This window comes from Aliidiomarina haloalkalitolerans (assembly GCF_003987315.1).
Lineage (GTDB): Bacteria > Pseudomonadota > Gammaproteobacteria > Enterobacterales > Alteromonadaceae > Aliidiomarina > Aliidiomarina haloalkalitolerans.
Window position 1 is genome coordinate 1 of the sequence record NZ_PIPI01000011.1, and the last position, 13,867, is coordinate 13,867.

Genomic DNA, 13,867 nt, shown 5'->3' on the forward strand with positions numbered 1-13,867 from the left:
CAGCTCTAGCCATTGCTCGCGGGTTCGATGTGTTTGACTCATGATGCCACCACCTTGTTAATTAAAATTGGTGATAGCCTATGGCTTCAGACTATGGCTGAATAGGTGTGGTTGGCGTTACGCTTACAAACCAATATGCGAGATAAGTCATTTTTCAACAGATCTACGCAGATGCTAATAATTTCAGTTTTTTTGGTGTTCGTTGCATCGAGTTGTTCTAAGAGTGATACGGAATCGGACAAGGAGGCAGACCAAGTGTCGATTTACAAACTGCTTCTGTACCCAGAGCGTTATCACAAGAAGAGAGTGAAAACGATAGGGTTTTACGAATATGGGATTATTTCGTCTCTATATCCATATGAGGACGATATGGCGAACCGTTTCTTATTTAGGTCAATGGTTGTTTATAACGTTAAACGAGCGCAAAGCTACGAGCTTGCTGTTTGCGATGGCAACTACGTTGAGCTCGAAGGTCTCATCGTTACCGTAGAGACAGGGACTTCGGGCAGAGTGGTTGTATATTTAGTCGATGTTACCGAAGTAAACATGGTTGTCCGAGAGGGTGATGGGAGTGTCGACCTGATTCCTTGTATTTTATTCTATGACGGTACGTAAGAGGACTTTTACAGCATGAAACTTAAAAAAAGATTATCGCTTATCGTGATATTTATGACGTTCGTGATTGGCTGCTCTGACCAGGATGCACCCACGTGGTCAAATGATTTCGCAATTCTATTCACAGAAAGTGGAGAAGTGGGGCAGTCGGGAGCACTTCATGGATATCTGACAAAGGACGGTCGCTTGTGGCTATATAAAGATGACGCAGAGATTCAAAGGCTTAGCCACAGCGTGCAACTTAAAGGACTGTCGGCGGAAGTATTGGAGGCCTGCCAAGATAGGTATGTTACGATTTTTGGCACGATAGCTCAAACCTCTCCGGTCATCATTGATAATATAGACCCAGTACTGGGTGGACGAGTCGGATGCGATTGGCCTGAAGATCAGTAGCGTGAGCAAGGAGTATTCTACGGGTGGTAAGTCTGCGAATGGGGCAACCTCAGGGGCGTTTGCGCAGATACTGAGTGAAGGAGGAAACCGCAGTCAGTATCGTCGTTCGAGTGGTTCGATATCACTAACCGACGAGCAGAGAGAAGCTTTTGAGCCGCAATTCAGAGAGCTAAAGGACAAAGTTGCGCAGTCACGTCGCTTTAAGAGTAGTGACGACGCTGCTAATTGGCTGCATGAGAATGTTCACTCGAAACTAACGATTGATGTTGAGGTATCTATTTAGGTGTGGGGAGTCCAATTATCTATCCTGCCAGAGGGGGCGTGCGGGGGATACTCATAAAAATAAGTGTTAAGATATAAAAAATGGGCGGCCCCCAATTAAAAACTAAGCCCACATACTCGAATTTCCGATTTTCCTGTAGATCTTTTTGGATATCCTTAGGGATGTTTCCTGGCCACGTATTCATTCGAAAAAACCTCGCCATCCTGCGACCTGCCTGCCAGGACAAGAATAGAAACCTATCGGGGAGATGGTCTGAATAGTATTCATAGTCAATGGAAGCTAGCTTTTTCATGATTTTTTTTCTTCTATCAAATAACACCGTATTCCATATAAAAAATCGGAAGAATGTCACAAAAAAAGACAAGGCAAAAAAATCCGTGAGAAATTCAAGCATAAATCACCTAGTTAGCAAGCAATCCGTTTGCGTATAAATAAATAATAAAAAACACGATGGTCGATAGATATGCGCAGATATAGGCAAACTCAAGCCAGCGATGATGCGCTAACTGATGACGCAATGTACTATCCTCAATACCATCCCATTTCCCAAAAATGAAAAATCGAACTTCATTCATAGCATTTTCGCTATTGAGTTCACTCATAGAGGGAACAAAGCGCTTTTCAAATTGCGGAAGCCCATATTCCTTTATCTTTTTCTTTAATACTTGTCGACGAATGAACGCCAATACTACTGTTACCACAAAAACAACAAATGATAACGCACTAATCCAACCAGCTAGCTCAACGAATAATCTCATATCTACCTCAGTTACACTCAGTATTTTCCCTGCATATAGGCATAATAAACTTTGTATTTGCTGTGGCTCCAATCGTAGTGGTGACTGAGCCTCCTGTAATAAATCCACCGCCGCCGCTCGTCGACAGCCCATTTGTGCCTGCAGTAATATTTCCTTGGGCCCCTAGAAAAGCTCCGATATTTGCAGTAGTGCTAGTTGCAACACCAAAGCCTGTATCACCTATTTCGGAGAAACCCGCTCCCAAGATAGCACTAACAGATGCACTTTTACATACACCACATTTGATAAGCCGATTGAAGTTCGACGTGCCGCCGACTTTAGAACGCTGTTCCGGTATGGCCCAAAGCGAGAGCTTGTTTACCAGTAGGATATTCGCCCTACGGGCACCCAAACGCGCTGGTTGTTCGGTGATTACGAACGGTCGGTACAAGAAAACGGCGATATCGAGCACCGGTTTATGGTGGGAGGCACGGTCATCACCCATACTGAGCATGGGAGTGGTACCACGGAGCAAGTAACGCATCTGCATAAAGATGCGCAGGGCTCGACGGTGGTGATTACCGGAAATGCAGTCCTTGGCAATGTTCTGAAGCAACAGATAGCCTATGACCCATGGGGTAAACAAGCGACCTTGTGGAGCCACAACCAGTTTGTGTTCGGACTGCGGTTAGGGAAGATGCGTGGTTACACCGGCCACACCATGGTAAACGACCTGAACCTGATTCACATGGGTGGGCGCACCTACAACCCGGTGCTGGGGCGCTTTATGCAGGCGGACCCGTTTATTCAGGCGGGCGCGAACCTGCAGAATTACAACCGCTACAGCTATGTGCTGAACAATCCGCTGAGTTATACGGATCCGAGCGGGTATTTGTTTAAGCGATTGAATAAGGCCTTTGGTAGTTTTGCGCCTTTTGTGGGTATGGCCTTAATGGCAAAGCCGCGAGGAAGCAGAAGGGCAGTTGCTCGAAGATCTAGTTATTCCCGCCAACATGCTTGCTTACGCACACTCATTACCAACGTTTGAATTAGCAAAGGGACAAATTCAAAATCCGCCGGGCTAATCTCCTGCGACGGTTTGAGTCTGTCCCTTGGCACTAGCTAGTCTTAGTTCGTTTCTTGTAATTGAGCAATCCACTGACGAACCCGACGTTCGAGAATTGGTAATGGCAATGAGCCACCGCCGAGCACTGTGTCGTGGAATCCGCGAATATCAAATTGTTCACCAAGTGTTTGCTCTGCCTCGGCACGTAGCTCTTGAATGCGCATCATCCCGATTTTGTATGCAGTTGCTTGCCCTGGCCAAACTAAATAGCGTTGAATTTCGGAGCGCACGGAACCTTCGGTAATCGGCGTGTTGACTAAGAAGTAATCAACCGCTTGTTCTTCTGTCCAACCGAGTGCATGCATACCCGTATCGACAACTAAACGCGCAGCTCGCCAAATTTCTGCCGTTAAACGACCGAAGTCAGAGTAATCATCGCGATAGCCACCCATTTCTTTGGCGAGGAGCTCAGAATATAATGCCCAGCCTTCAACATAGACGGTGTGACGATCAAGCGTTCTAAATTGCGGAATACCGGTGAGTTCTTGGGCAATTGAAATCTGCATGTGATGGCCAGGATTACCCTCATGATAGGCAACGGACTCCATGTCGACTTTCGGCATGGAACTCATATCGGATAAATGAGCGTAATAAATACCGGGCCGTGAGCCATCAGGTGTACCTGGGAAATAGTGTTGTGCAGCGCCATCTTCTTCACGAAACGCTTCGACCCGGCGAACCACAAGGTCAGCTTTGGGGAGAATACCGAAATAATTTGGTAGCTCGTCTGCAATCGCATCTAAATATGCCTTAGAGTCGTCGAGATAGGCCTGCCGTCCTTCATCCGTGTTGGGATAAAAGAACTGTTCGTCGGTACGAATAAATTCGAAGAAATCTTGTAAATCACCATCGAAATTGACGCGGTTTTTGATGTCTACCATTTCGGCTTGAATACGAGCAACTTCATCGAGACCGATTTGGTGAATTTGCTCGGCCGTTAAGTCCGTTGTCGTGTGATACCACAACATAAATTGGTAGTATTCGGCGCCGCCTTGATATTTGCTTACCCCAGTCGGATTGCTGTCGGCATTCACTTGGTCAGCTTCTAGCCATGCGATTAAGTTGTTGTACGCAGGGCCAACATGGTTCGTGAGTGCTTGCTGCATGGCATTTGTGAGTTGCTCCGCTTGCTCTGCATTAATCAGATCGTTTGTCAGCAATTGTGCAATTTTCTCGCTCGCATCGGCAAATAAAGGGGCGGGATCTGAGTCTTCCGTAAACGGTTGCCCGGTCACAAGTGCACGTGCTTGCCGCAATGCACCTTGGTAGCCAAAGTCTGGGACACGAATGCCACGATCAGCTCGGTTTTGAGCTTGGTTAAGCAACGACTCAATAGCCTGACCGAGGTGTTCGAGTCGTGCGATGTAGGCTTGCATGTCGGCGTAGTCGTCGACACGGTGAAATGAAATTAAAAATTGCGGTAAATACGAGTGAACGCTCGACATTTGATGAAAGACATAGCTCATGTGCTGGAATTCAAAAGCACGTATGTCACGATCAACTTGATACATCCATAAGTCATACGAGGTTTGTGCTTCACTATCGAGCTGCTCGTTGGGGAAATTAGCTTCAAGCTCTTGAGCTGTTTGTTGTAGCCAACGCACCATGTCGCGTTGCGCTGCGAGGCTGAAATCGTCGAGTTGATCATAGGCGTCTTTGCGACCTAGCATTGTGAGTTGCATAGGACTTTTTTGCAGGCGTTCTTCAAAGCGTTCGTCAAACCAAAGATTGACACGTTCGCTGACGGTTAGAGCCTGACTTTCACTCGTTTGTTGGGTTGCCTGTGTGGTCGGTGAGCTTGGGCTTGGCGCTTCACTGCAACCGGTTAAAGCGGCGGTCGCTGTCAAGGTGAGCGCAAGGGCTACCGCAGTTAAACGAAACATGACATTGCTCCTAGTTGTTTGTTAGGTATGAGTTACAATTGCTCAAGATACGCCTTGTATACAAATTCGACAACTAGTGCATGCATTGAAAACCAATGTGCGGCAAAAATAGGCGGGTTTCAGAAATATGGATGTTATCTATACTTGTCACTCAATGTTATACTGAGCCGTATGAGTCACTGAAAATAAAGTGAAAACCGAATCATCACACGCCTGTCATTTTTATAAGGTAAGACAGCGTGACCAGAACGATGTAATCAAGGCCTGAAGGCCTATTAATTAAAAGAAGAGAAAAATTATTACTAAAATGAACGAAAAAAACACCTCTGAGCAACCACAATATGATGTGGAAATTCCATCGCGTGAGGCCATGCTCGAGGTCATTAAAGCGGCGTTAAAGCCGGTCGCCTTTAGCGACATTTTAAGTCACTTTAAGTTACGTGATGAGCGTGAGCATATTGGCGTAAAACGCCGCCTGCGCGCCATGGAACGAGACGGTCAATTGGTTTATACCCGGAATGATTCCTACGGAATTCCAGAGCGCATGGACCTGAAGAAAGGAACAGTTATCGGTCATCGGGACGGCTTTGGTTTTGTCCAGTTAGACGAGGGTGGTCAGGATCTATTTCTGCCGTTTCATCAGATGCAAATGGTTATGCACGGTGACCGGGTGTTGGTCAAAGCGGGGTCGAGCGACTCCCGTGGTCGTCGTGAAGGGCGAATTGTCCGTACGATTGCAGAAGAGCCGCGGGAAATTGTCGGCCGTTATTTTGTCGAACAAGGTGTATCGTTGGTGGTACCCGACGACACGCGCTTAGCACAAGACCTCATTATTCCGCCGGAATTGGTGAATGGTGCCCGCCATGGCCAAATCGTGGTGGCAGAAATTGTTTCGCGCCCAAGTCGACGTAGTTCGCCGGTGGCACGGATTAAAGAAGTGCTCGGTGACCACATGGCACCGGGCATGGAAATTGAAATTGCCATTCGTGAACACAATATTCCGAATCAATGGCCAGACGCCCTGATTGCTGAAACGAAGAAGATTCCAGCCGAAGTTGCTGAGAATGACAAGCAGGGACGAGTCGATTTACGTAAACTGCCACTACTGACGATTGACGGTGAAGATGCCCGTGACTTTGATGACGCGGTGTATGCTGAACCGGAAGGTAAAGGATTCCGATTATGGGTTGCTATTGCTGATGTCAGCCACTATGTGCGCGTCGGCAGCGCCCTTGATCGGGAAGGCTTGAATCGCGGTAACTCGGTCTATTTCCCCAACCACGTCGTACCTATGCTGCCGGAAGCTTTATCGAATGGTTTGTGTTCGTTGAATCCGCAAGTGGATCGCCTTTGTATGGTGGCGGAAATGACTATTGGCGAACGCGGGAAACTGAATACCTTCAAATTCTACCCTGCTGTGATGAATTCACACGCGCGCTTAACTTACAATAAAGTTGCAGCGATACTCGATGGCGATGCTAAATTGCGTCAGCAGTACGACCATGTCGTTCCACACTTAGAGACCCTTCACGATTTATATAAAGTTCTGCGCAAAAGTCGAGAGCAACGCGGTGCAATCGATTTTGATACGGTTGAAACGCGCTTTATATTTAATGCGCAACGCAAAATTGAACATATTGTGCCCATTCACCGCAATCACGCGCACATGCTCATTGAAGAATGTATGATCATGGCAAACGACGCTGCTGCTCGATTTGTTGAGAAGCACAACGGCGGCGCCTTGTTCCGAGTGCATGACTTACCCGATGAAGAACGGTTATTTGCATTTCGACTAGTTCTTGGTGAGCTTGGTTTGACCATGCCACTGCGAGACGAGCCACACCCGGCAGACTTTGGTGAAGTGCTGGCGCAGGTTGCTGAACGGCCTGACCGCGAGTTGATTCAAACCATGTTGTTACGCTCGCTGCAACAGGCGATCTATTGCCATGAGAACCGAGGTCACTTTGGTTTGGCGCTCGAAGCGTATGCACATTTTACTTCGCCCATTCGCCGTTATCCGGATTTGGTTTTGCATCGTGAGATTAAACGAATTCTCGCCAAGCAGTTCCCAGAATTTGCGGGATTAGAGGGGGCGCATAGTTACGACGAAAATCAACTGGTTGAGCTTGGCCCTCATTGCTCGCAAACCGAGCGCCGCGCCGATGATGCAACGCGCCAAGTCGATGAGTGGTTGAAGTGTGAGTTCATGCAAGACCATGTCGGCGACGAATTCGATGGTGTGATTTCTGCGGTGACTAATTTTGGGTTATTTGTGCGCTTAAATGACTACATGATCGACGGTCTCGTGCATATCTCGAATTTAACTAGCGAATACTTCCATTACGATGCAGAGCGCCACTTGTTGATCGGCGAAAGTTCGGGCAACGTTTATCGTTTAGGCGACAAAGCGCGAGTGAAGGTCGCTGCTGTGAATCTCGACGAGCGTAAAATTGATTTTGAATTGTTATCGGTAGAACAAACGTCGAATGCAATAGCGCCACGGCGCCGGCAGGAGAAAAAAACGCAGCGAAGTAAAAGCGGCTACAAGCCAAAGGCAGCAGAAAAAGCGGGGAAAAAGAAATCCGCAGGAAGCAAAGCTGCAAAAGCTAAAAAGGCCAAAAAAGCAGGCCCAGCGGGTGCGAAAAAACGCGCGCCAAAGAACAAAAAACGGTAGTTGCGCGAGTCACTAAGACAATCGTTGAAACAGCCTTAGAGCCACAATTTGAGACAGCAGTTGAGACACAGTTCATGAGTAAAAATGAAGCGGTATACGGCATTCACTCGGTGAGTGCCATTTTAGAGCACGCACCGGAGCGCGCTGTCGAATTATTTGTCCAGAAAGACCGGGACGACCCAGCGGTGCAAGCGATTATCAAAGCAGCTCGTGCTGCCGGGGTGCGACCGCAATTTAGTCAACGGAAAACACTCGATGAACGAGCCGGTGAAGGCAACCATCAAGGCGTTTATTTAATTGTCACGCCGGGACGCGCTTGGCAAGAGAACGATTTGCCTGAATTAGTTGAGAAGGCTGGTCAGAAGGCATTATTTTTAGTGCTAGATCAAGTGACGGATCCGCATAACTTAGGGGCTTGCTTGCGCACAGCTGACGCTGCAGGTGCGACAGCGGTTGTGGTGCCTAAAGACAAAGCCGCTGGTTTAACCAGCGTAGCCCGCAAAGTTGCCAGTGGTGCCGCTGAAGTTGTACCACTTGTGGTTGCCACGAACTTGGCACGCGCGATTAGGATACTAAAAGACGAAGGTGTTTGGGTCACTGGTACTGCAGGTGAAGCCACAAGCTCATTGTATGAGAACAAATTTGTTGGTCCAACAGCGCTCGTCATGGGGGCTGAAGGAACCGGTATGCGGCGTCTGACCCGTGAATTATGTGATGACCTAGTGGCTATTCCATTAGCAGGCACAGTCAGCAGTTTGAATGTTTCGGTCGCCGCTGGGGTATGTCTATTTGAAGTTGCGCGGCAGCGTCAGCACGGCAAGGGTTAGCAATGTTCCAACGTCTACTGCCAGTCATTGGTGTCACTCTGGTCATTTTGGTGCTCGCGCTAGGTGCGTTTTTTAGCACCCCAGATCAAGACGCGAGCCCACAAAGACCGCAAGTATGGGTTGAGTGGGACTATGACGCCGGTCATCGGTTGTTACTGAACGCCGCTGAAGACTTGAACTATCGGCTGCAAACTCATCACGAATATCGCTTGGTTGCTTCACAAGAGGCGGCAAGCCACGTTTTACAAGTTGAGCTGTTGTTACCTAATTCAGAGCACTTGGTCTTGCGTGGTCGTATTGGTGAACGTTTGATCGTCGTTGAAGGGCCGAGTGCGGTCTGGGCGAGTTTAGTACCCCAGTTTTTTCGCTTGGTTAATGACGAGATTCAAAAACAAAGCTCATAAATACGAATAGGCACTCAGTTAACCATCCGACTGAGTGCCTCATATCCGCATTTCCTCTGTATTTATTCCAGTATTAGCGGCCACTTTTACTTGCGCTCGTTGTTTAACTTGCGTACAATTCTCCGGCTTGATCAGCCCACTAATCTATAGTTCAAGTTCCTTGCCTCCATGTCAGCCGGGCTGAGCTGTACTCAGGCTTTAATCCATAAGGAGCAATAAATGCGTCATTATGAAATCGTATTCATGGTCCATCCAGACCAGAGCGAGCAGGTTCCAGGCATGGTTGAGCGTTATAGCGAAACTGTGACTCAAGCGGGTGGTACTATCAACCGTTTGGAAGACTGGGGTCGTCGCCAGTTGGCTTACCCAATTAACAAGCTGCACAAAGCTCACTACATTCTGATGAATGTTGAAGCAAGTTCAGAAGTAATTGATGAGTTGGAAACCAACTTCCGTTACAACGATGCGGTACTACGCAGCCTGGTTATGCGTAAAGACGAAGCGATCAGCGAACCTTCACCTTTTGCTAAGCCAAAGGAAAGAGAAGATCGCCGTGAAGCGAAAGCTGAGACTGAATCTGCTGAGTGATGTCGGCTACAGCTCAGGAGTCCGCCATTAACCAACTTATTATTCGCGGGATTTTAGTTAAAGAACCGCGATTAACTCGCAGCCCAGCAGGAATTGCGCACTTGTCCTTGTTAATTGAGCATCGCTCAATGCAGCAAGAAGCAGGGTTAACACGACAGTGTTATGCACGCATTCAAGCGGTAGTGAGTGGAGATGGGGCAGATTTCTGGTCAACGAAATTAATTCTGGGAAGTGAAATAGAAGCAAGCGGTTTCATTCAGCGACACGAAAACGCAAATGGCATCGCCCGACTTGTCCTTCACGCTCAGAACATAAAACAGGTTTAATAGGAGAACACCATGGCTCGTTTTTTCCGTCGTCGTAAGTTCTGCCGCTTTAAGGCAGAAGGCGTAAAAGAAATCGATTACAAAGATATCGCTACGCTGAAAAATTATATCACTGAAACTGGTAAGATCGTTCCAAGCCGTATTACCGGTACTTCAGCTAAGTATCAGCGTCAGCTGGCTCGCGCAATTAAGCGTGCCCGTTACCTGAGCTTGCTGCCATACACTGATGGCCACAAGTAAGGGAGACTTTAACAATGAATATTATCCTTCTAGATAAAGTTGCAAATTTGGGCGGTCTGGGCGACCAGGTTACCGTAAAGTCAGGTTACGCACGTAACTTCTTGTTCCCATCGGGCAAAGCAGTTCCAGCGACTAAATCAAACGTTGAAATGTTTGAACAGCGTCGTGCAGAGTTAGAAGCTAAATTAGCGACTGACCTGAAAGCTGCTGAAGAGCGCGCTGAGAAAATCAATGCACTGGACGCTATCGTTATCGCTTCTAAAGCGGGTGACGAAGGCAAATTGTTCGGTTCAATTGGTACTCGCGACATCGCTGATGCAGTTTCTGCTGCAGGCGTTGAAGTGCAGAAGAGCGAAATTTTGATGCCTCACGGCACTATCCGTGAAGTTGGCGAATTCGAAATCGAACTGCAACTACACGCTGACGTTTTAGCGGCAATCACTCTGAAAGTAGAAGCAGAGTAATTCCGGACTTACACGTCTATTACACGAAAAGCAGCACCTCGGTGCTGCTTTTTTTTTATCTCCTGTGTATTATCAACCTCTGATTTCACTGATAGCGAAAATGGATCCTCGTGGCTAACGATAAGAATAAAAGTACAGACGCAAAGCTAGCAGCCTTAAAAACACCTCCGCACTCTATTGACGCCGAACAATCGGTGCTTGGTGGTCTCATGCTCGATAATGAGCAATGGGATAACGTCGCTGAGCGGGTGATTACTGACGATTTCTACTTACATTCACATCGCCTGATTTTCGCTGCTATGGCGCGCTTAAGCGAAGAGTCTAAGCCGATTGACTTAGTCACGTTAACTGAGCGCTTAGAGCTTATTAACGAGCTGGATCGGGTCGGTGGTGCGGCGTATCTGATGGAGATTCAGAAGAACACGCCGAGTTCAGCCAATATTCTTGCCTATGCCGATATTGTTCGCGAGCGCGCACTCATTCGTGAAATGATCGGTGTAGCCAATCAAATTGCCGAAGCAGGGTATGACACGCAAGGTCGTAGCAGCCGTGACCTGTTAGATTTTGCCGAATCACAGGTGTTTCAAATTGCTGAGAAACGTAACACAGGCGAAGAAGGCCCACAGGGGCTAGTGAATATTCTCGACAGAACCCTCGACCGTATTGAGTATTTAAGCCGTCATGCCAATTTAAGTGGTGTGACGGGGGTGTCGTCTGGCTTTGCCGACTTAGATAAAAAGACCGCGGGTTTACAACCGTCTGATTTAATTATCGTTGCGGCCCGTCCTTCGATGGGTAAAACGACCTTTGCGATGAACCTGGTTGAACATGCGGCACTGAACGAAGAGAAGCCCGTTGTTGTCTTTAGTCTGGAGATGCCATCCGAGCAGATTATGATGCGAATGCTGGCGTCTCTCAGTCGAGTTGATCAAACAAAAGTTCGAACCGGTCAACTCGATGACGCTGACTGGCATCGACTCACCTCAGCGATGACGGTGTTAAAAGAACGGGGCAAACTATATATTGACGATAGTTCTGGACTAACCCCGACTGAAGTTCGCTCTCGCGCACGTCGCATAGCGCGTGAACACGGCGGCGTCAGCATGATCATGGTCGATTACCTGCAGTTAATGACAGTGCCGGGTATGGCCGAGAACCGAACTCTAGAAATTGCTGAAATTTCACGTTCACTAAAAGCTTTGGCGAAAGAACTGAAGTGCCCGGTGGTTGCGCTTTCGCAGCTGAACCGCTCACTTGAGCAGCGCTCTGACAAGCGTCCAGTAAACTCAGATTTAAGGGAGTCCGGCTCGATTGAGCAGGATGCCGACGTGATTATGTTTATTTATCGCGATGAGGTTTATCACCCTGACTCGTCCGATAAAGGTCTAGCTGAGATTATTCTTGGTAAACAGCGGAACGGACCCATTGGTCGGATTAAATTGATGTTCCACGGTCAATACTCGCGCTTCGATAACTACACCGGCGCCGATATTGACGATGAGTATTAGAACGATTAAGACGTAACATACACGGGTAACAAGAATGGCTGATCTCATGCGTCCGGCATGGGCTGCAATTGACTTAGCAGCCTTGCAACACAATCTAAAAGTCATCCGCAAGTTAGCGGGTGGTAAACGCATATTAGCCATTTTAAAAGCGAATGCTTATGGTCATGGCCTGCAACGGATAGCACAAGCATTGAGTGATATCGATGCGATTGGTGTCGCTCGCGTTGATGAGGCATTGCAACTTCGTAACGCGGGTATCACTCGTCCAATTGTGCTGCTTGAAGGCTTTTTCGACGCCTCACAAATTCCAATTTTAACCGCCAGCAATATTCAGCCGGTCATTCACAATTTGCGGCAAATGAAAGAATTAAGCCAAGTTGAGAACCTCGGTGACCCGCTTAAAATCTGGTTAAAAGTAGATACTGGCATGCACCGGCTTGGCTTGGAGCCGGACCAAATGCTGAGTGCGTACCAACAACTCGTTGATTTGCCGCAAGTGCATGACCATCCCGTGATTATTAGCCACTTCGCATGTGCCGACGAACCGGAACATCCACAGAATAAAAAGCAAATCCAGGTCTATGCTGATGTATTAGCGCAATTACCGCCAAGCGCGACCTCGTTCGCCAATAGCGCGGCATTGTTGGCTCAAATAGTGCCTCAATACGATTGGGTACGACCCGGCTTAGCGCTGTATGGCGTGAGTCCATTTGCTGGTCAGGTGGGCGGCGATCATGATTTGAAACCCGTGATGAATTTACGAGCGAGTATTATTTCGATTCGCAAAATTAAAGCGGGTGAGTCGGTTGGCTATGGTGGTCAGTGGACTGCGACTGAAGACACTCACATTGGTATTGTCGCAATTGGTTACGGCGACGGTTATCCGCGCCATGCGCCAACCGGTACCCCGGTATTAATTAACGGTGTGATTTATCCGTTAATTGGTCGTGTGGCTATGGACATGGTGACCGTGAACTTAGGTCAAAAATTGAGCGTCAAGCTTGGGGATACGGCGGAGTTATGGGGCGCTGGATTAGCGGTGGAAAAAGTTGCCGAAGCCGTCGGAACTATTCCGTATGAATTGCTGTGCAACGTCGCTCGACGCGTTCAATTGGATTATTGTGAGCGCTAACGCTTAGGTGTGAGCGCTAACGCTTAGGTGTGAGCGCTAACGCTTAGGTGCTCATACTCGCAGGTGCGAGCTAGTGCTTACTTAGCTGTGGTTGCACTGCTCGCAAATACCTACGGCTTCAACCATTTGATGTTGAACTTGAAAACCTTGTTTTTCTGCTTGGGCAATAAACTCTTGGTGAATGCCACTCGAGTGAATTTCTTGCACATTCCCGCAGAGTGAACAAATAAGCATTTGCACAGGGTGATGTTTTTCGAAATGCGAGCATAAAACATAGCTGTTCGCCGATGAGACTTTGTGCACAAAACCTTGCGTTTGTAGAAACTCAAGCGCACGATAAATGGTCGGCGGCTTTGCATTCGGTACTTCAGCTTTCAAGAGCTCTAATAAATCGTAGGCTCCAATCGCCCCGTCTTGCTTGGTCAGAATGGCAAAAACTTCGCGCCGCGTGGGCGTCATGCGGACACCCCGACGTTGGCACATCAGTTCAGCACGTTTGATTAAATGCTCAGTCGTTTCAGCTTGCATCATTGCTTCTTCAAACCTCAATTCTTGTTGGCTCAGGCACTAACTTTTTAGCCTTTAACTAGTGTGCTTCAAAGTGAAACTGTAAACAAGCTTTTGAATCACGTAAAATAGACACTCGAAGCGACTGTAGCACTTTTGA

The 13,867-nt window shown here is 47.8% G+C and carries 16 protein-coding genes; 13 read left to right on the plus strand and 3 right to left on the minus strand.

From position 1 onward, the window contains the following. Positions 1 to 369 precede the first annotated feature (369 nt). The 3 genes from CWE06_RS11595 to CWE06_RS11605 are packed head-to-tail and all read left to right on the plus strand — an operon-like array spanning position 370 to position 1,291. Entirely contained in the window at positions 370 to 615 is a 246-nt protein-coding gene (locus CWE06_RS11595; protein ID WP_126794454.1) for a hypothetical protein, read from the plus strand. A 15-nt stretch (positions 616 to 630) separates the two neighbouring features. Next, positions 631 to 1,008: a hypothetical protein gene (locus tag CWE06_RS11600; RefSeq protein WP_126794457.1), complete on the plus strand. Its 378-nt coding sequence runs from the start codon at positions 631 to 633 to the stop codon at positions 1,006 to 1,008. A 1-nt stretch (position 1,009) separates the two neighbouring features. After that, on the plus strand, positions 1,010 to 1,291 hold the full coding sequence (locus CWE06_RS11605; RefSeq protein WP_126794459.1) for a hypothetical protein: 282 nt from the start codon (positions 1,010 to 1,012) through the stop codon (positions 1,289 to 1,291). 401 nt (positions 1,292 to 1,692) lie between these two features. Here CWE06_RS11605 and CWE06_RS11610 read toward each other — a convergent pair whose 3' ends face one another. Then, entirely contained in the window at positions 1,693 to 2,157 is a 465-nt protein-coding gene (locus tag CWE06_RS11610) for a hypothetical protein (RefSeq protein WP_126794462.1), read from the minus strand. 292 nt (positions 2,158 to 2,449) lie between these two features. On the opposite strand from CWE06_RS11610, the gene CWE06_RS11615 reads away from it, so the two are divergent. Then, a complete protein-coding gene (locus tag CWE06_RS11615) occupies positions 2,450 to 3,076 on the plus strand; it encodes an RHS repeat-associated core domain-containing protein (protein ID WP_126794465.1) in 627 nt (208 codons plus the stop codon). A gap of 80 nt (positions 3,077 to 3,156) precedes the next feature. Here the strand turns inward: CWE06_RS11615 and CWE06_RS11620 are convergent, their stop codons facing one another. Further along, complete coding sequence (locus CWE06_RS11620) at positions 3,157 to 5,037, minus strand: DUF885 domain-containing protein (RefSeq protein ID WP_126794466.1); 1,881 nt, start codon at positions 5,035 to 5,037, stop codon at positions 3,157 to 3,159. Positions 5,038 to 5,344: 307 nt separating this feature from the next. Here CWE06_RS11620 and rnr point away from each other — a divergent pair, with 307 nt between their 5' ends. The 9 genes from rnr to alr all read left to right on the plus strand — a co-directional run bounded on the left by rnr (position 5,345) and on the right by alr (position 13,200). Continuing rightward, positions 5,345 to 7,711, plus strand: a complete 2,367-nt coding sequence (gene rnr, locus CWE06_RS11625; RefSeq protein WP_126794469.1) for a ribonuclease R — start codon at positions 5,345 to 5,347, stop codon at positions 7,709 to 7,711. A gap of 74 nt (positions 7,712 to 7,785) precedes the next feature. Next, positions 7,786 to 8,538, plus strand: a complete 753-nt coding sequence (gene rlmB, locus CWE06_RS11630; protein ID WP_126794471.1) for a 23S rRNA (guanosine(2251)-2'-O)-methyltransferase RlmB — start codon at positions 7,786 to 7,788, stop codon at positions 8,536 to 8,538. Between the two features lie 2 nt (positions 8,539 to 8,540). After that, positions 8,541 to 8,942 carry a hypothetical protein gene (locus CWE06_RS11635; RefSeq protein WP_126794474.1) on the plus strand — a complete coding sequence of 134 codons (402 nt, stop codon included), beginning with the start codon at positions 8,541 to 8,543 and terminating at the stop codon, positions 8,940 to 8,942. Between the two features lie 219 nt (positions 8,943 to 9,161). Next, positions 9,162 to 9,530, plus strand: coding sequence for a 30S ribosomal protein S6 (gene rpsF / locus CWE06_RS11640; protein ID WP_126794476.1), 369 nt, complete (start codon positions 9,162 to 9,164; stop codon positions 9,528 to 9,530). Further along, positions 9,530 to 9,856, plus strand: a complete 327-nt coding sequence (gene priB, locus CWE06_RS11645; RefSeq protein WP_126794479.1) for a primosomal replication protein N — start codon at positions 9,530 to 9,532, stop codon at positions 9,854 to 9,856. Before rpsF ends, priB begins: the two co-directional genes overlap by 1 nt. A gap of 12 nt (positions 9,857 to 9,868) precedes the next feature. Further along, positions 9,869 to 10,096 carry a 30S ribosomal protein S18 gene (gene rpsR, locus CWE06_RS11650; RefSeq protein WP_007419241.1) on the plus strand — a complete coding sequence of 76 codons (228 nt, stop codon included), beginning with the start codon at positions 9,869 to 9,871 and terminating at the stop codon, positions 10,094 to 10,096. 14 nt (positions 10,097 to 10,110) lie between these two features. Further along, positions 10,111 to 10,560, plus strand: coding sequence for a 50S ribosomal protein L9 (rplI, locus tag CWE06_RS11655; protein ID WP_126794482.1), 450 nt, complete (start codon positions 10,111 to 10,113; stop codon positions 10,558 to 10,560). A gap of 110 nt (positions 10,561 to 10,670) precedes the next feature. Then, a complete protein-coding gene (gene dnaB / locus CWE06_RS11660) occupies positions 10,671 to 12,068 on the plus strand; it encodes a replicative DNA helicase (protein WP_126794484.1) in 1,398 nt (465 codons plus the stop codon). 34 nt (positions 12,069 to 12,102) lie between these two features. Then, positions 12,103 to 13,200 (plus strand): alanine racemase, encoded by a 1,098-nt coding sequence (gene alr / locus CWE06_RS11665; RefSeq protein WP_241972554.1) that lies wholly within the window; start codon positions 12,103 to 12,105, stop codon positions 13,198 to 13,200. Between the two features lie 81 nt (positions 13,201 to 13,281). On the opposite strand, the gene zur is transcribed toward alr, so the two are convergent. Then, the gene (gene zur / locus CWE06_RS11670) at positions 13,282 to 13,728 is read right to left on the minus strand and encodes a zinc uptake transcriptional repressor Zur (protein WP_126794565.1); all 447 of its coding nucleotides are present in this window, start codon (positions 13,726 to 13,728) and stop codon (positions 13,282 to 13,284) included. Positions 13,729 to 13,867: the final 139 nt, after the last annotated feature.

Coding starts and splice junctions, on each gene's coding strand:
- zur (WP_126794565.1), bottom strand. CDS start 13,728: ATGCAAGCTGAAACGACTGAGCATTTAATCAAACGTGCTGAACTGATG.
- rpsR (WP_007419241.1), top strand. CDS start 9,869: ATGGCTCGTTTTTTCCGTCGTCGTAAGTTCTGCCGCTTTAAGGCAGAA.
- CWE06_RS11620 (WP_126794466.1), bottom strand. CDS start 5,037: ATGTTTCGTTTAACTGCGGTAGCCCTTGCGCTCACCTTGACAGCGACC.
- CWE06_RS11600 (WP_126794457.1), top strand. CDS start 631: ATGAAACTTAAAAAAAGATTATCGCTTATCGTGATATTTATGACGTTC.
- priB (WP_126794479.1), top strand. CDS start 9,530: ATGTCGGCTACAGCTCAGGAGTCCGCCATTAACCAACTTATTATTCGC.
- rplI (WP_126794482.1), top strand. CDS start 10,111: ATGAATATTATCCTTCTAGATAAAGTTGCAAATTTGGGCGGTCTGGGC.
- rpsF (WP_126794476.1), top strand. CDS start 9,162: ATGCGTCATTATGAAATCGTATTCATGGTCCATCCAGACCAGAGCGAG.
- CWE06_RS11635 (WP_126794474.1), top strand. CDS start 8,541: ATGTTCCAACGTCTACTGCCAGTCATTGGTGTCACTCTGGTCATTTTG.
- rlmB (WP_126794471.1), top strand. CDS start 7,786: ATGAGTAAAAATGAAGCGGTATACGGCATTCACTCGGTGAGTGCCATT.
- CWE06_RS11595 (WP_126794454.1), top strand. CDS start 370: ATGGCGAACCGTTTCTTATTTAGGTCAATGGTTGTTTATAACGTTAAA.
- rnr (WP_126794469.1), top strand. CDS start 5,345: ATGAACGAAAAAAACACCTCTGAGCAACCACAATATGATGTGGAAATT.
- alr (WP_241972554.1), top strand. CDS start 12,103: ATGGCTGATCTCATGCGTCCGGCATGGGCTGCAATTGACTTAGCAGCC.